Source organism: Alloyangia mangrovi (genome assembly GCF_002300555.2).
GTDB lineage: Bacteria > Pseudomonadota > Alphaproteobacteria > Rhodobacterales > Rhodobacteraceae > Salipiger > Salipiger mangrovi.
The window spans coordinates 101,230-121,957 of sequence record NZ_NTHN02000003.1 but is presented as its reverse complement, the minus strand read 5'-3'; the positions used below and the strand labels follow the sequence as shown (position 1 = coordinate 121,957).

Genomic DNA, 20,728 nt, shown 5'->3' with positions numbered 1-20,728 from the left:
GAAGAAATCAGGACCGGCGCTTCTGGAAGCGACCGGTCCTTCTTCTCTTTGCCAATACGCAGCGGCGCGCCCTAGCGTCCGCGCCGCGCGTTTATTCCGCGGCGACCTTGCCGGGACGCAGCATCGGCTTGAGGTAGTGGCCGGTGTGCGAGCGCCCGACCTCGGCGACCTCTTCGGGGGTGCCCGTGGCCACGATCTCGCCGCCGCCGTCACCGCCCTCGGGACCGATATCGATGATGTGGTCGGCGGTCTTGATGACGTCGAGGTTGTGCTCGATCACCACCACCGTGTTCCCCTGCTCCACCAGTTCGTGCAGCACCTCGAGCAGCTTGCGCACGTCCTCGAAATGCAGGCCAGTGGTCGGCTCGTCGAGGATGTAGAGCGTGCGGCCCGTCGAGCGTTTCGCCAGTTCCTTGGAGAGCTTCACCCGCTGCGCCTCGCCGCCCGAGAGGGTCGTCGCCTGCTGGCCGACCTTCACATAGCTGAGGCCGACGCGCATCAGTGCGTCCATCTTCTCGCGGATCGAGGGCACGGATTGGAAGAACTCCTGCGCCTCCTCGACGGTCATGTCGAGCACGTCGGCGATGCTCTTGCCCTTGAAGTGGATCTCCAGCGTCTCGCGGTTGTAGCGCTTGCCCTTGCAGGTCTCGCACTCGACGTAGACGTCGGGCAGGAAATGCATCTCGATCTTGATGACGCCATCGCCCTGGCAGGCCTCGCAGCGGCCGCCCTTGACGTTGAAGCTGAAGCGCCCGGGCTTGTAGCCGCGCGCCTTGGCCTCGGGGAGCCCGGCGAACCAGTCGCGGATCGGGGTGAAGGCGCCGGTGTAGGTCGCCGGGTTCGAGCGCGGCGTGCGGCCGATCGGCCGCTGGTCGATGTCGATGACCTTGTCGAGATACTCGAAGCCCTTGATCGTCTCGCAGGGCGCCGGGGTCTCGCGCGCGCCGTTGAGCCGCATGGCGGCGTTCTTGTAGAGCGTCTCGATGGTCAGCGTCGACTTGCCGCCGCCCGAGACGCCGGTGACGCAGACGAACTTGCCCAGCGGGAACTCGGCGGTCACCTCCTTGAGGTTGTTTCCCGTGGCCTTGACCACCTTGAGCATCTTGCCGCTGCCCTTGCGGCGCTCGGTCGGCACGGCGATCTCGCGTGTTCCGGCGAGGTACTGGCCGGTGAGGCTGGCGGCATCGTCCGAGATCATCTGCGGCGTGCCGTGGCTGACCACCTGGCCGCCGTGCACCCCGGCGCCCGGGCCGATGTCGAAGACGTAGTCGGCCTGGCGGATCATGTCCTCGTCATGCTCGACGACGATCACCGTGTTGCCCTGGTCGCGGAGCGATTTCAGCGTGCCAATCAGCCGGTCGTTGTCGCGCTGGTGCAGGCCGATGGAGGGCTCGTCGAGCACGTAGAGCACGCCCGTCAGCCCCGAGCCGATCTGCGACGCGAGACGGATGCGCTGGCTCTCGCCGCCCGAGAGCGTGCCGGCCGAGCGCGACATGGTCAGATACTCGAGCCCGACGTTGTTGAGGAAGCCGAGCCGCTCGCGGATCTCTTTCAGGATGGCGCGGGCGATCTCGTTCTTCTGGCCCGAAAGCGCCTCGGGGACGGTCTCGATCCAGTCATGCGCCTCGCGGATCGACATTTGCACCACCTGGCCGACGTGCAGCAGCGTGTCCTTCTTGGCCGAGCCGATCTTCACGGCCAGCGCCTCGGGGCGCAGGCGGTAGCCGCCGCAGGCGCCGCAGGGGCGGTTGTTCTGGTAGCGCTCGAATTCCTCGCGCACCCAGGCGCTGTCGGTCTCGCGGTAGCGGCGCTGCATGTTGGGGATCACCCCCTCGAAGGCGCGGGTCACCTGGTAGACGCGACCGCCCTCGTCGTAGCGGAAGGGGATTTCCTCCTTGCCGGAGCCGTGCAGGAAGACGTCTTGCACCTTCTTCGGCAAATCCTTCCAGCGGGCGTTCTTGTTGAACTCGTAGTGCTTGGCGATCGACTCGATGGTCTGCAGGAAATACGGCGACTTGCCCTTGCGCCAGGGTGCAATCGCCCCGTCGGCGACCTTCAGCGTCACATCGGGGACCACCAGCTGTTCGTCGAAGAACAGCTCGACGCCAAGCCCGTCACAGTCCGGGCACGCGCCGACGGGGGCGTTGAAGGAGAACAGGCGCGGCTCGATCTCGGAGATGGTGAAGCCGCTGACCGGGCAGGAGAAATTCTCGGAGAAGGTGATCCTCTCGGGATCGCCCTCACCCTCGCGCGGCGCGGTTTCCAGCACGGCGATTCCCGACGCCAGATCGAGCGCGGTGCGGAAGCTGTCGGCAAGCCGCGTCTCGAGCCCCTCGCGCACGACGATGCGGTCGACCACCACGTCGATGTCATGGCGGAACTTCTTGTCGAGGGTCGGCGGCTCGTCGAGCTCGTAGAATTCGCCGTCCACCTTGACACGCTGGAAGCCCTGCTTGCGCAGTTCGAGGAATTCCTTGCGGTACTCCCCCTTGCGGTCGCGGATGATCGGCGCGAGCAGGTAGCCGCGCGTGCCCTCCTCCAGCGCCATGACGCGGTCGACCATGTCCTGCACCTGCTGCGCCTCGATGGGCAGGCCGGTGGCGGGGCTGTAGGGGGTGCCGACGCGGGCGAAGAGCAGGCGCAAGTAGTCGTAGATCTCGGTGACGGTGCCGACGGTCGAGCGCGGGTTCTTCGAGGTGGTCTTCTGCTCGATCGAGATTGCCGGCGAGAGGCCCGAGATGTGGTCGACATCGGGCTTTTCCATCATGTCGAGGAACTGCCGCGCATAGGCAGAAAGCGACTCGACGTAGCGCCGCTGGCCCTCGGCATAGATCGTGTCAAAGGCGAGCGAGGACTTGCCCGAGCCCGACAACCCGGTGATCACCACCAGCTCGTCGCGCGGAATATCCACGTCGATGTTCTTGAGATTGTGCTCGCGCGCGCCGCGCACTTCGATCTGCTTGAGCTCTGGCATGAGACCCTCGGGAAAGGAACGCCCCTACACATAGGCGAAACGCCCCGGATCGCAATGGGTAAATGAGAACTTAATGAGAACATGCAGGGCGGGAATGCGCCTTTGCATCCTATCGCGTCTGCGCGCGGCTGTGGAGCAACTCTCTACAAAGAGAGTTGCAGAAGCCTTCGAAGGCTTTTGCGGTGCTCAACGGTAGCGCAATGAGATGCCGCCCGCGAAAAGATGCACCTTGGCGGGTTCCGCGCTCAATCCCACCTCGGTGCCGCGCAAGCCCTGATGGATGCCGGGAAGCTTGGCGATCAGCGCTTCCTTGCAGCCGGGCTGCGGCTCGAAATGCAGCAGGGTCACTTCGCCAAGCGCCTCGGTCAGCGCAACCTTGCCGGTGAAGACCGGCGCGCCCGCGGCGACGGTGAAATCCTCGGGGCGGATGCCGACGTTGACCTGCAGCCCCATGTCCGCATCGCTGGTGGGCACGTCCGAGACGGCGGTGCCGCCGGTCTGTAGCCTCACGGTGGTCTGCGCACCGGTCCCGATCACCTCGCCCGCCAGCATGTTCATCGCCGGAGAGCCGATGAACTGCGCGACGAACTCGCTGTTCGGGGTCTCGTAAAGCTCCAGCGGCGAGCCGACCTGCGCGATGCCCTTGTTGGCCAGCACCACGATGCGGTCGGCGAGGGTCATCGCCTCGACCTGGTCGTGGGTGACGTAGATCATCGTGCGGTCGGGCAGCTTCTCCTTGAGCTGGGCGATCTCGATCCGGGTCGCCACGCGCAGCGCCGCGTCGAGGTTCGAGAGCGGCTCGTCGAAGAGGAACACCTTGGGATCACGCACGATGGCGCGGCCGATGGCGACGCGCTGTCGCTGTCCGCCCGAGAGCGCCTTGGGCAGGCGGTCGAGGTAGGGCTCCAGCTGCAGCATCTTCGCGGCACGTTCCACGGCCTCGGCGATCTCGGCCTTGCTCTTCTTGGCGATCTGCAGGGCAAAGGACATGTTGTCGCGCACGGTCATATGCGGATAGAGCGCGTAGTTCTGGAACACCATGGCGATGCCGCGCTGCGCGGGGGGCACGTCGTTGACCAGCTGCCCGTCGATCTCCAGCGTGCCGCCGGTGATCCGCTCGAGGCCGGCGATCATCCGCAGGAGCGTGGACTTGCCGCAGCCCGAGGGGCCGACGAAGACGATGAGCTCGCCTGCCTTTATGTCGAGGTCGATGTCCTTGAGCACCTCCACGGTGCCGCCGTAGGTTTTTCCGACATCGGTGAGTTTCAGGTCTGCCATCGTCTCCGCCTCCCCTTATCCTTGGTATCCGCCGATCACATCCGCAGCGCCAGCGCGGGCTGCCAAGGCCCGAGGTGGAACTTGCCGTCGGGCGCGGTACCGGTCGAGCCCATCTCGACGCCGACCTGCAGCCACTTGCCCGCCGGCGCGTCGATCACCGCCGGTTCCGGACCGATGTTGAAGGCGCAGAACAGCTCCTCGGTGTCGTCCTTCCGGTGGAAACTGAGGACATTTCCTGTCGCCGTGACGTCTGTGATCTCGCCCTTGCGCAACGCCGAATGGGCGTGGCGGAAGGCGATGGCGCGGCGGTAATGGTGCAGGATCGCCGCGGGGTCCTTTTCCTGCTCCTCGACGGTCATGCGCAGGTGCTCGTGGCTCACCGGCAGCCAGGGCTTGCCTTCCGAGAAGCCGCCGTGGTGCGCGTCGGGCTCCCAGACCATCGGCGTGCGGCAGCCGTCGCGGCCCTTGAAAGCGGGCCAGAAGCGGATGCCGTAGGGGTCCTGCAGATCCTCGAAGGCCAGCACCGCCTCGGGCAGTGCAAGTTCCTCGCCCTGGTAGATGCAGGCCGAGCCGCGCAGGCACATCATCAACGTGGTGTAGAGCCGAGCCCCGGCGTCGCCGATGCCCCAGCGGGTCACATGGCGCTCGACGTCGTGGTTCGAGAAGGCCCAGCAGGCCCAGCCGCCGCCCGCGACCTCGGCCACCTTGTCCATCACCTCCTTGACGTAATCCGCCGTCGGCGCGCGCTTTGACAACAGCTCGAAGGCGTAGGACATCTGCAGGTGGTCGCTGCCCGAGGTGTATTCGCCCAGCACCTCGAGTCCGCGCAGGTCCTCGCCGATCTCGCCCACGGCGGCGGCGTTGTAGCGGTCCATCAGCTTGCGCAGCTTGGCGAGGAACTCCAGGTTCTCGGGCTGGGTCTTGTCGTAGAGGTGTTCCTGCCAGGTGTAGGGGTTCACCGCGGGCGCGGTGATCGGGTTGCGCCGTTCGGGCGGCAGGGCCGGGTTGTCGCGCAGCTCGGCGTCATGGGTGTAGAAGTTCACCGTGTCGAGCCGGAAGCCGTTCACCCCGCGGTCGAGCCAGAACTCGGCCACGTCGAGCAGCGTCTTCTGCACCTGCGGCTCGTGGAAGTTGAGGTCGGGCTGCGAGGTCAGGAAGTTGTGCAGGTAATATTGGCAGCGCGTGGTGTCCCATTGCCAGGCCGAGCCGCCGAAGATCGACAGCCAGTTGTTCGGCGGCGTGCCGTCGGGCTTGGCGTCGGCCCAGACATACCAGTTGGCGCGCGAGTTGTCCTTGGACGAGCGGCTCTCCTCGAACCACGGGTGCTGGTCCGAGCTGTGTGACATGACGAGGTCGATCAGCACCTTGAGGCCGAGCTTGTGCGCGGTCTCGATCAGCACGTCGAAATCGGCGAGGCTCCCGAACATCGGGTCGACGTCGCAATAGTCGCTCACGTCGTAGCCGAAGTCTTTCATCGGCGATCGGAAGAAGGGCGAGATCCAGACTGCGTCGACACCCATGGAGGCGATATGCGGCAGTCGGCGGGAGATGCCGAGCAGATCGCCGATCCCGTCGCCATTGCTGTCCTGGAAACTGCGCGGGTAGACTTGGTAGATCACCGCGCCGCGCCACCAGTCACGGTCTTGGGTCGAGGGGACTGGGAGGGTGTTGTTGCTCATTGGTCGGTTCTTTCGATCACTTCACGGAGCCTGCAAGCAGGCCGCGCACGAGGTATTTCTGCATGGCGAAGAAAACAATCAGCGGCACGACGATCGACACGAAGGCCGAGGTTGCAAGGATCTCCCACTGCCCGCCGCGCGAGCCCATGAGGTTCACCAGCCGCGCCGTCAGCACCAGCCGGTCGTCGTCGGTGCCGAGGAAGACCAGCGCCACCAGTAGGTCGTTCCAGGTCCAGAGGAACTGGAAGATGGCAAAGCTCGCCAGCGCAGGGAAGGAGAGCGGCAACACGATCTTGGTGAAAATTTGGAAGTCCGAGGCGCCATCCACCCGGGCGTTCTCGATGATGTCCTTGGGCAGGCCGACCATGTAGTTGCGCAGAAGGTAGATCGCGAGCGGCAGCCCGAAGCCGGTGTGTGCCAGCCAGACCCCGAGATACCCCTTGCCGATGCCGATCGCGTTGTGCAGCTGCAGGAGCGGGATCAGCGCCAGCTGCAGTGGCACGACGAGCAGCGCGACCACAGCGGCGATCAGCAGCGCGCGACCGGGGAACTCCATCCAGGCAAGCGCATAGGCGGCAAAGGCGGCGACGAGGATCGGGATCACCGTCGCCGGGATCGCCACGGTCAGCGTATTGAGAAAGGCCTGCCCGACCCCTGCCCCCGCGGTCGTGCCGAAGAGCACGTTCTTGTAGTTCTGCAGGGTGAACTCCGGTGGTGTCGTGGCCGTGGCGAAGACCCGCGGCAGCCGCTCGCCCTCGAAGCTCTGCGGCGCTGTGAGGCGGAAATCGCCCGACTTCGCGACGCTGATGGTCCAGCCGTCTTTCAGCTCGACCTCGGTGTCCGGCTCGTAGGCCTCGGGTTCGCGCGACGAGGTGCCCCAGGCCGAGAGCGTGGTCTCGGCGCTGCCGAAGAGGTTGCCGTCGATCACGTAGAGCCCGCCGTCCTCATGCTCCTCGCCGGAGATGCGGATCGCCGGGAGCTGGCCCTTCTGCGCCGAGAAGGCCGACCACCAGCCCGAATTGCTGATCTGCTCGGCGGTCCGGAAGGACGACACCAAGAGGCCCACCGTCGGGAAAAGCCAGAGCGCCACCAGCAGCGCCACCGAAATATGCACTGCCCAGGTAAGGGTCGACTTCTGTCCTGCCATGCCTTCCATGTCCGGCCCTCCCTCAGCGCATCTCGCGGCGCGCGTTGATCACGTTCCACACCAGGATCGGCGAGACCAGCAGCATGATCACCATGGCCGCCGCCGAGCCGACACCCCAGTCGAAGGCGCGGAAGAGCTTGTCGTACATGTAGTTGGCCAGCACCTGCGTCTGCCACTGGCCGTTGGTCATGGCGAGCACGATGTCGAAGACCTTGAGCACCACGAGTGTGATGGTCGTCCAGACCACGACAATGGTCGATCGGATCTGCGGAACCTTGATCTTGAAGAAGATCTGGAAGGGGTTCGCCCCGTCGACGATGGCGGCCTCGACCGTCTCCTCGGGAATGCCGCGCAGCGCCGCACCGAGGATCACCATCGCAAAGCCCGTCTGGATCCAGATCAGCACCATCATCAGCAGGAAGTTGTTCCACGGCGTGATCGTAAGCCAGGTCTGCGGCGCGCCGCCGAGCCAGACCCAGAAGGCGTTGAGGATGCCGATCTGCTCCTGCCCGATGGGGCGGAAATCATAGACCAGCTTCCAGATCACCGAGGCGCCGACGAAGGAGATCGCCATCGGCATGAAGATCAGCGACTTGGCGAGATTGCCCCAGCGGATGCGGTCCGTCAGCTGCGCCGCCAGTAGGCCGAAGCCGGTCGAGGCGGCGGGCACGACGATCAGCCAGAGCATGTTGTTGCGGATCGCTTCCCAGAACTTGGCCTCGCGCAGCATCTGCTGATAGTTCGCCAGCCCCACGAAGGCGCCGCCCTGGTTGCGGTCGGTCAGCGACAACCAGAAGGTCGCAACCACCGGGTAGGCAAGGTACAGCCCAAGCGCGAAGATCGCGGGAAAGAGGAAGAGCCAGGGACGGATCATCTCGGCGCGGCGGATGTTGCGGCCGATGTTGGGGCCGCGGGGCGGGAAGAGAACCTTGTCGAGCAGCTGGTTCGAAAACCAGAAATAGCCGATGCAGCCGCCGAGCCCGATCACGATGGTCAGTACGGCCTGAAGTGCCGGATGCATGACGTCCTCCCCTCCCTTGCAGTCGTCCGGGACACCGCAAATCTCTTTGAAGCGATTTGCGGTGCCCCACGTCGAGTTTACGCAGAGTTACTTGTTCGCGTCCCAGCTTTTCTGGATCGCGTTCGCAACATCCTCAGCCGACTTGCCGCCGACGTAATCCACCATGCCGGTCCAGAAGCTGCCCGCGCCCACCGCGCCGGGCATCAGGTCCGAGGCGTCGAAGCGGAAGGTGGTGGCGTCGAGCAGGATCTCGCCCATCTTCTTCAGCGGCGGGCTGCCATAGAGCTCGGCGTTGGCCTCTTTGTAGGGGGTCAGGAAGCCCGATTGCGCCATCCAGATCTCATGCGCGATCGGCGTCTGGAGGAACTCGATGAAGGCGCGCGACGCCTCGCTGTCCTTGGTGATGAAGGCGAGCGTGCCCGCGCCGAGCACCGGCTGGCCAAGGTCCTTCTCGGCATAGGCGGGCATGTAGAAGAAATCTGCGTCCACGCCCATCTCGGTGCCTTCGGGGAAGAAGGTCGGGATGAAGCTGGCCTGGTGGTGCATGTAGCACTGCGGCGGCGAGGCGAAGAGACCCGCCGGGCTTTCACGGAAGTCGGTGGTGGCCACCGCCCCGGCACCGCCATTGACGAAGGCGTCGTTCTTGGCGAACCAGCCGAATTCCTCGATCGCTTCGATCACCTTGGGGTCGTCGAACTTGACCTCATTGGTCACCCATTGGTCATAGACCTCGGGCGGCTGGACGCGCAGCATCATGTCCTCGACCCAGTCGGTCGCCGGCCAGCCGGTCGCGCCGCCGGAGCCGAGGCCGATGCACCAGGGCGTCTCGCCTTCCGCGGCGATCTGCTCGGTCAGCGCCTTGAGGTCCTCCATGGTCTCGGGGACCTCGTAGCCCGCATCCTCGAAGTTCTCGGGAACGTAGAAGACCAGCGATTTCACGTCGATCTTGTAGGGGAAGGCATAGAGCTGCTTGCCGTCCTTGCCCTCGAAAGAGCCGAGGCTCACCCAGCTTTCGCCAGCGGCGTAATTCTCGCGCAGCCAGTCGGCGGTCTCCTCGCCGAGCGGGGTGACGTAGCCCTTCTTCACCAGGTCGGCGATCAGGCCGGGCTGCGGCAGGATCGCGATGTTGGGCGGGCTGCCCGCCTCGGTGTCGATGACGATCTGCTGCTCGTAGGTCTCGGACGAGGCGTAGCTCACATCGGCGCCGGTGGCCTGTTCGAAATAGGCCAGCACCGTTTCGACCAGCGCCTGGTCGTCGCCGCGCCAGGGGCCGAAGATGCTGAGCGACTGGCCCGACAGGTCATGCCCGGCCGCGAATGCGTCGAGGCTGTCCCAGTTGAAATCGCCCTCGCCGGGGGTGAACACCATCTCGGCCTGGGCCGCGCCTGCGCAGAGCGCCAGCGCCGCCACCGAGCCGAGAACGGCGCGCGTGCCGCGGACGGGTGTGTTTCGCTTGGTCATGTCGTCAAAGTCCTCCCGAGTTGTCACGGCTCTCAGGGCCGCGAGAGATGTGGTCATTTCGGACGCGCAGGGGACACTCCTCACCCCAAAGCGCTTTGAGCCACGAGCAGCCTCACGCGTTTGCCCCCCAGTTGTCAATCACGCAATGGCCTAAGCAGTGGGAAATTTCATGCCGCACTGCAGCTATTTCGGGCGTTTTGCAAAGGGTCTTCACGACCGCCCCATTTTGCAGTTACTGTCGAAAGATATCGAAGCGCTTTGGAAGCTCCCCCGATGAACCTCAAGCAACTGGCCGCGCATCTCAATCTCTCGCAAACCACCGTGAGTCGCGCGCTCAACGGCTACCCGGAGGTCAACGAGCAGACCCGCAAGCGCGTGATGGAGGCGGCGCAGGCGCTCAACTATGCCCCGAACGCGCGGGCAAAAGGGCTGGCGACGGGGCGCGCCATGACCATCGGCCACGTCATCCCCTTTTCGCACCAGCACCAGATGATGAACCCGGTGTTCGGTGATTTCATAGCTGGCGCATCCGACGAATACGTCAAGGCCGGGTACGACATGACGCTGTCGATGACCGGGGACCGTGACGAGGAAGAGAATTACCGCCGGCTCAAGGCCAAGGGCAATGTCGACGGGATCATCGTGCATGGCCCCTCGATGCGGGACGGGCGGATCCCCTTCCTGCGCCAGCTCGGACTGTCTTTCGTGGTGCATGGGCGTGCCACCGAGCTCGACCTGCCCTACAGCTGGGTCGACATGAACAACACCCACGCCTTCCAGCGCGCCACCGACTTCCTGCTCGACCTCGGCCACCGCCGCATCGCGCTGATCAACGGACTCGAGTTCATGGATTTCGCCTACCGTCGCAGAGTCGGCTTCGAGCAGGCGCTGACCGCGCGCGGCACCGGGCCGGATCCGCGCTACATGAGCGCCGGAGAGATGACCGAGAGCTACGGCTTCGAGAGTGCCGCGCGCATGCTCGCCCTGCCCGACCGGCCGACGGCGATGATCACCTCCTCGGTGATCGCCGCCATCGGCATCCGCCGCGCCATCCATGCCGCCGGGCTGGAGATGGGCCGCGACATCTCGGTGATCACCCATGACGACGATCTGAGCTTCCTGCGCAACGGCCCGGACGTGCCGATCTTCACCGCCACGCGCTCCTCGGTCTACGAGGCCGGGCGGATCGCCGCCACGATGTTGCTGGCGCATATCGCCGATCCGGATCTCCCCGCACAGTCGCGCCTGCTCGAGGCTCAGCTGATCATCGGCGGCTCCACCGGGCCAGTACCGCAAGACACCCGCTAAGGACCGCGGGGCCAGCGAGGCTCCCGCGCTCACCGCACGCATCGACAAGGATACGCCATGAAGTTCACCCGCAAGGATTTTCCCGAGGATTTCCTCTTCGGCGTCGCCACCTCCAGCTACCAGATCGAGGGCCATGCCTTCGGCGGTGCAGGCCGCACCCATTGGGATGATTTTGCCGCCACACCGGGCAATGTCGTGCGCGCCGAGAACGGCGACCGCGCCTGCGACCACTACCACCGCTACGAGGAGGATCTCGACCTGGTGAAGGCCGCCGGGCTCGATGCCTACCGCTTCTCGACGAGCTGGGCACGGGTGCTTCCCGAGGGGCGGGGACAGGTGAACGAGGCCGGTCTCGACTTCTACGACCGGCTGACCGACGCCATGCTCGAGCGCGGCATCAAGCCCTGCGCCACGCTCTATCACTGGGAACTGCCCTCGCCGCTCGCCGACCTCGGCGGCTGGCGCAACCGCGACGTGGCAGGCTGGTTCGGCGATTTCACCGAGGTTCTGATGAAGCGCATCGGCGACCGGATGTATTCCGTGGCGCCGATCAACGAGCCCTGGTGCGTCGCCTGGCTCTCGCATTTCATGGGCTTCCACGCGCCCGGCCTACGCGACATCCGCGCCACCGCCCGCGCCATGCACCATGTGCTGCTCGCCCATGGCCGCGCCATCCAGGTGATGCGCGGGCTCGGAATGCAGAACCTTGGCGGCGTCTTCAACATGGAGTGGTCGACCGCCGCCAATGACACCCCCCGACGCCCGCCACGCGGCCGAGCTTTACGACGGCATCTACAACCGCTGGTTCACCGGCGGCGTCTTCAAGGGCGCATATCCGCAGATCGTGCTCGACGGGCTCGAGCCGCATATGCCGGCGAACTGGCAGGATGATTTCGGGCTGATCACGCAGAAGCTCGACTGGTGCGGGCTGAACTACTACACGCGAAAGGTGATCAAACCCAACCAGGGCGCCTGGCCCTCGCTGGAAGAAGTCGAGGGGCCGCTGCCCAAGACCTTCATGGACTGGGAGATCTACCCGCAGGGCCTGTCGCAGTTCCTCACGAGGCTCGCGAACGAGTACACCGGCGATATCCCTTTATATGTGACCGAGAACGGCATGGCCGCCCCCGACCCGCTGGTAAATGGCGGCGTCGACGACCAGGACCGCATCGCCTATCTCGATGCCCATCTCGCCGAGGTCCGCAAGGCGATCGCGGGCGGCGCGCCGGTGAAGGGCTATTTCGCCTGGTCGCTGCTCGACAACTACGAATGGAGCCTCGGCTACGAAAAACGCTTCGGGCTGGTCCACGTGGACTTCGAAACCCTTGAACGCACGCCCAAAGCCTCTTACCACGCGTTGGTGAGAGCGCTAACGGAGTAAGGCATCATGAGCAGCGGCGGCACGGCAGTTCTGGCGGATATCGGCGGCACCAACACCCGGGTGGCGCTGTGCGAAGACGGCAGGCTGATCGAGGGATCGGTGATGCGCTACCGCAATGCCGAGAACGACGGGATCGGCGCTGTCCTGAAGCATTACCTGGCCGAGAAAGGTACAAAGGTCGACGCCGCCTGCGTCGCGGTGGCTGGCCCGGTGCGCGACGGCGCGGGCCGGCTGACCAACATCGACTGGGCAATCGACCGCCCGACCCTGGCCGAGGCCACCGGCGCCGAGACCATCTCGGTGCTCAACGACCTGCAGGCGCAGGGCCACGCGCTTGGTCACATCGCCGACGACTGCCTGACCCGCATCCTGCCCGGCCAGCCCGCCAGCCCGCAGTCCGCGCGGCTGGTGGTCGGCATCGGCACCGGGATGAACGCCGCCCCGGTCTACCGGCTGGGCGAGCGCACGCTGGTGCCGCCCTCGGAGTCGGGCCATGTCGCGATCCCCGTGCAGACCGACGAGGAGATGCGGCTGCTGCGCTACATCGAACGCAAGCACCCGGCGCCCGGCGTCGAGGACATCCTCTCGGGCCGCGGCTTCGAGCGCGTCTATGCCTGGCTCTGCGACGAGGATGGCGCAGGCACCCCGCTCAGCGCGCAGCAAATCATGGAGGCCGTCGAAGCCGGCACGGACGAGCGTGCGCTGCGCGCCATCGAGGTCTTCGTGCGGATGATGGGCCGGGTGTGCGGCAACCTCGCGCTCACCACCCTGCCCTTCGGCGGGATCTACCTGATCGGCGGCGTCGCCCGGCATTTCGGCCCCTACCTGACCACCGGCGCCTTCGAAGAGGCCTTCAATGACCGTGGTCGCTTCTCCGAGTTCATGACGCAGTTCCCGGTGAGCCTTGTGACCGACGATTATGCGGCGCTGACCGGTTGTGCCTGCCACTTGAGCGAATTGCCGTAAATCTCGGCGCAATGCGCAAGGCGGTTGCCATTACGTAACAAAAACTGTTCATCAATCGTGCAGACGCCCTAGGTCGACCGGCGCAACCCTTCGTCTTTTCCAAAAGCGAGTGCCTTACCCATGACCCCAACCGCCTCCCTGCGCGAGTCCATCCTCAAGCATCTTCGCTATTCCTTCGGCAAGGATCCCGAGCACGCGATCCTCGAGGACTGGCGCATGGCGCTGAGCTATGCCGTGCGCGACCGGATCACCGATGCGTGGATCGCCGCCACCGGCAAGACCTACGATTCCGGGGCGAAACGGGTCTACTACCTGTCGATGGAATTCCTCATCGGGCGGCTGCTCGAGGACGGCATTGTCAACCTCGAGCTGGTCGACGAGGCAAAGGCGGTGCTCGAGGAGTTCGGCAAGGATTACGGCACGGTGTTGGCCGACGAACCCGATGCCGCGCTCGGCAACGGTGGCCTCGGGCGGCTCGCCGCCTGTTTCCTCGAAAGCCTCTCGACCCTCGGCTGCCCGGCGCATGGCTATGGCATCCGTTACGAGCACGGCCTCTTCCGGCAGAGCTTCGTCGACGGACGGCAGGTCGAGCAGCCCGAGCTCTGGCTCGAGCAACGCCACGCCTGGGAATTCGAACGCCCCGAGGTGCGCTACCGGATCGGCTTCGGCGGCCATGTCGACAAGCGCGGCGAGACCGTGCGCTGGTACCCCGGCGAGGTGGTCGAGGCCGAGGCCTTCGACACGCCCGTCGTCGGCTGGAAGGGCCGCTGGGCCAACACGCTGCGGCTCTGGTCGGGTCGCGCCATCCACCCCTTCGACCTCGACCGTTTCAACCACGGCGATTTTGCCGGGGCGGCCCAGCCCGAGGCGCTCGCGCGCACCATCTCTCGCGTACTCTACCCCGACGACACCACCGAACAGGGCAAGGAACTGCGACTCAAGCAGGAATATTTCCTCACCGCCGCCGCCCTGCGCGACATCCTGCGCCGCTTCAACAACCAGTTTGGCGACCTGCGCAAGCTCCCTGCCAAAGTGGCGATCCAGCTCAACGACACCCACCCGGCGATCGCGGGCCCCGAGCTGGTGCGCGTGCTGCACGACGAGCGCGGCCTGTCCTTCGAGGAGTCGATGGAGATCGCCCGCGGCTGCCTGAGCTACACCAACCACACGCTTCTGCCCGAGGCGCTGGAGACCTGGGACGAGGCGCTCTTCGGCCGTCTGCTGCCGCGCCATATCGAGCTGATCGATCAGATCGACAGCACCCACGCCAAGCAGAACCCGTCGCGGCTGAACTCCATGCGGGCCGATCATCAGGTGAAGATGGGCCAGCTCAGCTTTGTCATGGCGCATCACGTCAACGGCGTCTCGGCGCTGCATACCGAGCTGATGAAGACCACCGTCTTCCAGGAACTGCACAACCTCCACCCGAACCGCATCGTCAACGAGACCAACGGCGTCACCCCGCGCCGCTGGCTGCTGGCCTGCAACCCGCGCCTTGCCGGTCTGATCACCGAGTCGATCGGCGAGGATTGGGTGGATGATCTCGAGCAGCTCAAGAAGCTCGAGCCCTTCATCGACGACACCGGCTGGCTCGACCGCTACGCGCAGGTCAAGCGCGATAACAAGGCCGAGCTGTCGAACTGGATGGCCGAGGCGCAAGGCCTGCACGTCGATCCCGAGATGCTCTTTGACGTGCAGATCAAGCGCCTGCACGAATACAAGCGCCAGCACCTCAACATTCTCGAGACCATCGCCCATTGGGCCGAGATCCGCGACAACCCGAATGCCGACTGGACGCCGCGGCTCAAACTCTTCGGCGGCAAGGCCGCGCCGGGCTACTTCTTCGCCAAGGACATCATCCGGCTGATCAATGACGCCGCCGCGGTGATCAATGCCGATCCGGTGACTGCGCCCTACCTCAAGATCGCCTTCCTGCCGAACTACAACGTCAGCCTCGCCGAGCGGATGATCCCCGCCGCGGATCTCTCGGAGCAGATCTCGACCGCAGGCAAGGAAGCCTCGGGCACCGGCAACATGAAGTTCGCGCTGAACGGCGCGCCGACCGTCGGCACGCTCGACGGAGCCAACGTCGAGATCCGCGCGCACGTGGGGGCCGAGAACTTCTTCCTCTTCGGCATGACCGCCGAGGAGGTGATGGAGCGCCGCAAGGTCGAGGGCCACGCCTGGAAGGCCGTGCAGGCCGACCCCCGCCTCATGCGCGCGCTCGAGCTGATCCGCGATGGGCGCTTCTGGCCCGGCGAGCCGGACCGCTACCATGGCATCACCGCCAATCTCGAGGGCGCGGACTATTTCCTCGTCTGCTCGGACTTCACCGACTACTGGCGCGCGCAGCGCGAGGTCGATGCGGCTTTCAAGGACACCCGGGCCTGGGCGAAGATGGCGGCGCTCAACACCGCGCGCTCGGGCTGGTTCTCGTCCGACAGAACTATACGCGGGTACATGAACGACATCTGGGGTGCCGAAAGTCTTCTCTGAGCAAACAAAATCTTACTGGGCCTGACCGCCTCAGATCATTGCCAGACGCACGGAACCGACTACAGTCACGTCATGAGTACAGCGTCCACACCCCTCGACTCTGCCCTGCTGCGGCTTCTGCGGGGCCATCATGACGATCCCTTTGCCGTGCTCGGGCCGCATGAGCAGGACGGCGCACGCTATGTCACCACCTACGACCCCGGTGCCGACCGGATGTGGGCCGTGGTCCGGGGCGTGCGCCATCCGCTCGAGCCGACCAACGTGCCGGGCTTCTTCCGCGGCCCGGTGCCGGGCGACATGGCCTACACGCTCTTTGGTGAGGACCATGGCGAAGACGGGGAGCCGCATGTCTTCGAGCGCGAGGATCCCTACCGTTTCGGCACTGTGCTCGGAGAGATCGACGAATACCTGCTGGGCGAAGGCAGCCACCAGCGCCTCTGGGAGGTGCTCGGCGCCCATGTGATGACCCACGAGGGCGTGCCGGGTACCCACTTCGCGGTCTGGGCGCCGAATGCCAAGCGCGTCTCGGTGGTGGGCGATTTCAACTGGTGGGACGGTCTGCGCAACCCCATGCGCCGCCGGGGCGCCACCGGCGTGTGGGAAATCTTCCTGCCGCATGTCGGCGACGGCGCCTTCTACCGCTACGAGATCGTCGGCCCGGACGGCACGGTGCAGCCGCGCAAAGCCGACCCCATCGGCTTCGGCTCGGAGCACCCGCCTGCCAATGCCTCGATCGTGCGCGACATCTCCGGTTACGGCTGGACCGACGACGACTGGTTCGAGACCCGCGCCGAGGCACAGAGCCGCTCGGCGCCGATCTCGATCTACGAAGTCCACCTGCCCTCGTGGCGACGCAAGGACTGGGGCCGACCGATCTCCTACATCGAGGCGGCGGAGGAACTGGTCGATTACGTCGCCGAGATGGGCTTCACCCATATCGAGCTGCTGCCGATCTGCGAATACCCTTTCGACGGCTCCTGGGGTTACCAGCCCATCGGCATGTTCGCACCGACCATCCGCCACGGTCTGCCGCATGAGTTCCGCGACCTGGTGAACGCCGCGCACCGCGCCGGGATCGGGGTGATCCTCGACTGGGTGCCCGGCCATTTCCCCACCGACGCGCATGGGCTCGGGCGCTTTGACGGCACCGCGCTCTACGAGCATGCCGACCCCAAGGAAGGTTTCCACCACGACTGGAATACGCTGATCTACAATTACGGCCGTGCCGAGGTGGCCAACTACCTGACCTCAAACGCGCTCTACTGGCTCGAGGAATACCACGCCGACGGGCTGCGGGTGGATGCGGTGGCTTCGATGCTCTACCGCGATTACTCCCGTCCCGAGGGTGAATGGGTGCCGAACAAGGACGGCGGGCGCGAGAACTACGAGGCGATCTCCATGCTGCGCCGGATGAACACCGAGTGCTACGGCCAGCACCCCGGCATCATGAACGTGGCCGAGGAGAGCACGTCCTATCCGGGTGTCTCCTCGCCGGTAGATCAGGGCGGGCTCGGCTTCGGCTTCAAGTGGAACATGGGCTGGATGAACGACACGCTCGAATACATCCGCAAGGATCCCATCTACCGGAGCTACCACCACCACCAGATGACCTTCGGACTGGTCTACGCCTTTTCCGAGAATTTCATCCTGCCGATCAGCCACGACGAGGTGGTGCACGGCAAGGGCTCGATGCTGGGCAAGATGCCCGGCAACCAGTGGGAGAAATTCGCCAACCTGCGGGCTTACTACGGTTTCATGTGGGGCCATCCGGGCAAGAAACTGCTGTTCATGGGGCAGGAGTTCGCGCAGGCACATGAGTGGAACCACGACGCCGAGATCGACTGGGCCTGCCTCGACGATCCGCAGCACGCCGGGATCCAGCGGCTGATCCGCGATCTCAACGATCTCTATTGCGAGACCCCCGCGCTGCACGCAAAGGACTGCGAGGAAGAGGGCTTTGCCTGGATCGCCGGCGGCGACACCGGCAACTCGGTCTTCTCGTGGATCCGCCGTGGCCGCTCGGACGAGCCCGAAGTGGCGGTGATCTGCAATTTCACGCCTGCCGAGCAGCCGCGCTACCGCATCGGCCTGCCCGACACCGGCGTCTGGCGCGAGGCGCTGAACACCGATGCAGGCATTTACGGCGGTGGCAATCGCGGGAATTTCGGCCGCGTCATCGCCGACGACGAGCCCAGCCACGGCTATCCCGCCTCGGCCGAGCTCTTCCTGCCGCCGCTTTCGGCGATCTTCCTCGTTCGCGAGGACAGCTGATCCATTCATACCCGTGTCACGGCTTTGCCCGACACATCGAATTTAAGTAAAGGAGGAGACGAATGCCCCGACGTTCCCAGAGGCTCGCGAGCCGCAGCATGGCCTTCGTGCTTGCGGGGGGGCCGTGGCTCGCGCCTGCACGAGTTGACGAATTTTCGCGTCAAGCCGGCCGTCTATTTTGGCGGAAAGGCTCGGATCATCGACTTCGCACTCTCCAACGCGCTCAACTCCGGCATCCGCAAGATCGCCCTCGCCACGCAGTACAAGGCGCACAGCCTGATCCGCCACTGCCAGCGCGGCTGGAACTTCTTCCGCGCCGAGCGGAATGAATTCCTCGACATCCTTCCCGCCTCGCAGCGCTACAACGAGCAGACATGGTACCGCGGCACCGTCGACGCGGTGGCGCAGAACATCGACATCATCGACAGCTATGACATCGACTACATCGTCATCCTCGCGGGCGACCACATCTACAAGATGGACTACGAGGAGATGCTCGAGCAGCACGTCGAGAGCGGCGCTCAGGTGACCGTGGGCTGCCTGACCGTGGACCGGTCCGAGGCCAGCGCCTTCGGCTGCATGGCGGTCAACGAAAGCGACCGGATCACCTCTTTCCTCGAAAAGCCCAAGGATCCGCCGGGCCTGCCCGACGATCACGACAAGACGCTGGTCAGCATGGGCATCTACGTCTTCGACTGGAAGTACCTGCGCGGCAAGCTGGTGGAAGATCTGGGCTCGGAAAGCTCGAGCCACGACTTCGGCAATGACATGATCCCCGAGATCGTCGCCGCGGGTGGCGCGCAGGCGCACCGTTTCGAGGACAGCTGCGTGCGCGAGGCCGGCAAACCCGCCTACTGGCGCGACGTCGGCACGGTGGATGCCTTCTGGCGCGCCAACATCGACCTGACCAACTTCGACCCCGAGCTCGACCTCTGGGACACCGACTGGCCGATCTGGACCTATGCCGAGGTGGTGCCCCCAGCCAAGTTCATCCACGACGAGGAAGACCGTCGCGGCTCTGCCGTGAGCTCGCTGATCGCCGGCGGCTGCATCGTCTCGGGCACCGAGATTCGCGAGTCGCTGCTGTTCACCAAGGTGCACACGAATTCATATGCTTCGCTTGAACGCGTGGTACTTTTGCCCAACGTTTACGTCTCGCGCCATGTCCGGCTGACAAACACCGTGGTCAATCGCGGGGTGCATATTCCCGAAGGGCTTGTGGTCGGCGAGGATCCGGAGGAAGACGCAAAGTGGTTCCGTGTCACGCCTGGCGGCGTGACGCTGATCACGCAAGGAATGCTCGACCGGAGGGAAGCCGCCAAATGACAAGAGTCCTGTCTGTCGCCTCGGAATGTGTGCCGCTGATCAAGACCGGAGGGCTGGCCGATGTCGTCGGCGCCCTGCCCGGCGCGCTGGCGGTGCACGGGGTCGACATGCGGGTGCTGCTGCCGGGCTACCGGCAGGTCATCGCCAAGCTGCCGACGCAGGCGGTGGCGGCGGAATATGGCGATCTCTTCGGCGGCCCCGCGCGGGTGCTGAAGGCGCCGCTGGGGGATCAGGTGCTCTACGTGCTCGAGGCGCCGCATCTCTTTGACCGCGACGGCGGTCCCTACATGGACAAGAACGGCAACGACTGGCGCGACAATCCCGAGCGCTTTGCCGCGCTCTCGTCGGTCGCCGCGATGATCGGCGCCGACGGGATCGAGGAGTGGCGCCCGCAGATCCTGCACTGCCACGACTGGCAGGCGGGCTTCGCGCCGCTCTACCTGCGCGAACTCGGTGCCGCGGGCCGGGTCTCGACGCTGATGACCATCCACAACATCGCCTTCCAGGGCATGGCCTCGGCGGCGCGCATCGGTACGCTCGGCCTGCCGCGCACCGGCTTCCACCAGCGCGGCTACGAGTTCTGGGACAGCGTCTCGGCGCTGAAGGCAGGGCTGGTTTATGCCGACAAGCTCTCGACCGTCTCGCCCACTTACGCCACCGAGCTGATGACCAAGGACTTCGGCATGGGGCTCGACGGGGTGCTGCGCGAGCGGCAGGAGGACATGGTCGGCATCCTCAACGGCATCGACGAGGCGCTCTGGACGCCCCCCCTACAAGACCATCGCCGAGAAGGCCGAGCACAAGGCCGCGCTGCGCAAGGAGCTCGGCCTGCCGACCGACTGGCCCGGCCCGCTCTGCGTGGTGATCTCGCGGATGACCGAACAGAAAGGGCTCGACATCCTGCTGCAGGCCCTGCCCGCCCTGCTCGACCGCGGCGGCCAGCTGGCGCTGCTGGGCTCGGGCAACCCGGGGCTGGAAGAGGCCTTCCAGCGGAAGGCGCAGAAGCACCCGGGCGTCGCGGTGCGCATCGGCTACGACGAGGAATTCGCGCATCGGCTGATGGCCGGGGGCGATGCGATTCTCGTGCCCTCGCGCTTCGAGCCCTGCGGGCTGACCCAGCTCTACGGGCTGCGCTACGGAACCCTGCCTCTTGTGGCGCTCACGGGCGGTCTGGCGGACACGGTGATCAACGCATCGCCTGCCGGATTGGCAGCAGGCTGTGCAACCGGCCTGCAATTCCACCCGGTGACCGCCCAGGCTCTGGCCCAGGCGATGATGCGGCTTATAACTCTGTACCAGGACAAGGAAACCTGGACGCGCATGATGACCAACGCGATGGCCTCGCCGGTGAGCTGGACCCATTCGGCGGCAAAGTATGCGGCGCTCTACGAAGATATGGTCAAGGCCAAGACTCCATGAG

The 20,728-nt window shown here is 65.4% G+C and carries 10 protein-coding genes and 3 pseudogenes; 7 read left to right on the top strand and 6 right to left on the bottom strand.

Going from position 1 to position 20,728, the window contains the following annotated elements; all coding sequences use genetic code 11:
• Positions 1-91: 91 nt before the first annotated feature.
• The 6 genes from uvrA to CLG85_RS02850 all read right to left on the bottom strand — a co-directional run bounded on the left by uvrA (position 92) and on the right by CLG85_RS02850 (position 9,560).
• Positions 92-2,974, bottom strand: a complete 2,883-nt coding sequence (gene uvrA, locus CLG85_RS02875; protein ID WP_095881582.1) for an excinuclease ABC subunit UvrA — start codon at positions 2,972-2,974, stop codon at positions 92-94.
• 186 nt (positions 2,975-3,160) lie between these two features.
• Complete coding sequence (locus CLG85_RS02870) at positions 3,161-4,252, bottom strand: ABC transporter ATP-binding protein (protein WP_260348405.1); 1,092 nt, start codon at positions 4,250-4,252, stop codon at positions 3,161-3,163.
• Between the two features lie 35 nt (positions 4,253-4,287).
• Positions 4,288-5,931 carry an alpha-glucosidase gene (locus CLG85_RS02865; RefSeq protein ID WP_095881584.1) on the bottom strand — a complete coding sequence of 548 codons (1,644 nt, stop codon included), beginning with the start codon at positions 5,929-5,931 and terminating at the stop codon, positions 4,288-4,290.
• Positions 5,932-5,947: 16 nt separating this feature from the next.
• Complete coding sequence (locus CLG85_RS02860; RefSeq protein WP_095881585.1) at positions 5,948-7,087, bottom strand: carbohydrate ABC transporter permease; 1,140 nt, start codon at positions 7,085-7,087, stop codon at positions 5,948-5,950.
• Between the two features lie 13 nt (positions 7,088-7,100).
• Positions 7,101-8,099, bottom strand: a complete 999-nt coding sequence (locus CLG85_RS02855; RefSeq protein WP_095881586.1) for a carbohydrate ABC transporter permease — start codon at positions 8,097-8,099, stop codon at positions 7,101-7,103.
• Between the two features lie 87 nt (positions 8,100-8,186).
• A complete protein-coding gene (locus CLG85_RS02850; protein ID WP_095881587.1) occupies positions 8,187-9,560 on the bottom strand; it encodes an ABC transporter substrate-binding protein in 1,374 nt (457 codons plus the stop codon).
• Positions 9,561-9,833: 273 nt separating this feature from the next.
• Here CLG85_RS02850 and CLG85_RS02845 point away from each other — a divergent pair, with 273 nt between their 5' ends.
• The 7 genes and pseudogenes from CLG85_RS02845 to glgA all read left to right on the top strand — a co-directional run bounded on the left by CLG85_RS02845 (position 9,834) and on the right by glgA (position 20,727).
• Positions 9,834-10,868, top strand: a complete 1,035-nt coding sequence (locus CLG85_RS02845; protein ID WP_095881588.1) for a LacI family DNA-binding transcriptional regulator — start codon at positions 9,834-9,836, stop codon at positions 10,866-10,868.
• Positions 10,869-10,925: 57 nt separating this feature from the next.
• Positions 10,926-12,249, top strand: a pseudogene (locus CLG85_RS02840) (GH1 family beta-glucosidase).
• 6 nt (positions 12,250-12,255) lie between these two features.
• Positions 12,256-13,215 (top strand): glucokinase, encoded by a 960-nt coding sequence (locus tag CLG85_RS02835; RefSeq protein ID WP_095881590.1) that lies wholly within the window; start codon positions 12,256-12,258, stop codon positions 13,213-13,215.
• Positions 13,216-13,335: 120 nt separating this feature from the next.
• Entirely contained in the window at positions 13,336-15,711 is a 2,376-nt protein-coding gene (locus CLG85_RS02830; RefSeq protein ID WP_095881591.1) for a glycogen/starch/alpha-glucan phosphorylase, read from the top strand.
• Positions 15,712-15,783: 72 nt separating this feature from the next.
• On the top strand, positions 15,784-17,982 hold the full coding sequence (gene glgB, locus CLG85_RS02825; protein WP_095881592.1) for a 1,4-alpha-glucan branching protein GlgB: 2,199 nt from the start codon (positions 15,784-15,786) through the stop codon (positions 17,980-17,982).
• A gap of 62 nt (positions 17,983-18,044) precedes the next feature.
• Positions 18,045-19,308 (top strand): annotated as a pseudogene (gene glgC / locus CLG85_RS02820) (glucose-1-phosphate adenylyltransferase).
• Positions 19,305-20,727, top strand: a pseudogene (glgA, locus tag CLG85_RS02815) (glycogen synthase GlgA). Before glgC ends, glgA begins: the two co-directional pseudogenes overlap by 4 nt.
• The last annotated feature ends 1 nt before the right edge of the window (position 20,728 follow it).

Excerpts from the sequence above, each read along its gene's own strand:
- uvrA (WP_095881582.1), bottom strand. The coding sequence starts at position 2,974 with ATGCCAGAGCTCAAGCAGATCGAAGTGCGCGGCGCGCGCGAGCACAAT.
- CLG85_RS02870 (WP_260348405.1), bottom strand. The coding sequence starts at position 4,252 with ATGGCAGACCTGAAACTCACCGATGTCGGAAAAACCTACGGCGGCACC.
- CLG85_RS02865 (WP_095881584.1), bottom strand. The coding sequence starts at position 5,931 with ATGAGCAACAACACCCTCCCAGTCCCCTCGACCCAAGACCGTGACTGG.
- CLG85_RS02860 (WP_095881585.1), bottom strand. The coding sequence starts at position 7,087 with ATGGAAGGCATGGCAGGACAGAAGTCGACCCTTACCTGGGCAGTGCAT.
- CLG85_RS02855 (WP_095881586.1), bottom strand. The coding sequence starts at position 8,099 with ATGCATCCGGCACTTCAGGCCGTACTGACCATCGTGATCGGGCTCGGC.
- CLG85_RS02850 (WP_095881587.1), bottom strand. The coding sequence starts at position 9,560 with ATGACCAAGCGAAACACACCCGTCCGCGGCACGCGCGCCGTTCTCGGC.
- CLG85_RS02845 (WP_095881588.1), top strand. The coding sequence starts at position 9,834 with ATGAACCTCAAGCAACTGGCCGCGCATCTCAATCTCTCGCAAACCACC.
- CLG85_RS02835 (WP_095881590.1), top strand. The coding sequence starts at position 12,256 with ATGAGCAGCGGCGGCACGGCAGTTCTGGCGGATATCGGCGGCACCAAC.
- CLG85_RS02830 (WP_095881591.1), top strand. The coding sequence starts at position 13,336 with ATGACCCCAACCGCCTCCCTGCGCGAGTCCATCCTCAAGCATCTTCGC.
- glgB (WP_095881592.1), top strand. The coding sequence starts at position 15,784 with ATGAGTACAGCGTCCACACCCCTCGACTCTGCCCTGCTGCGGCTTCTG.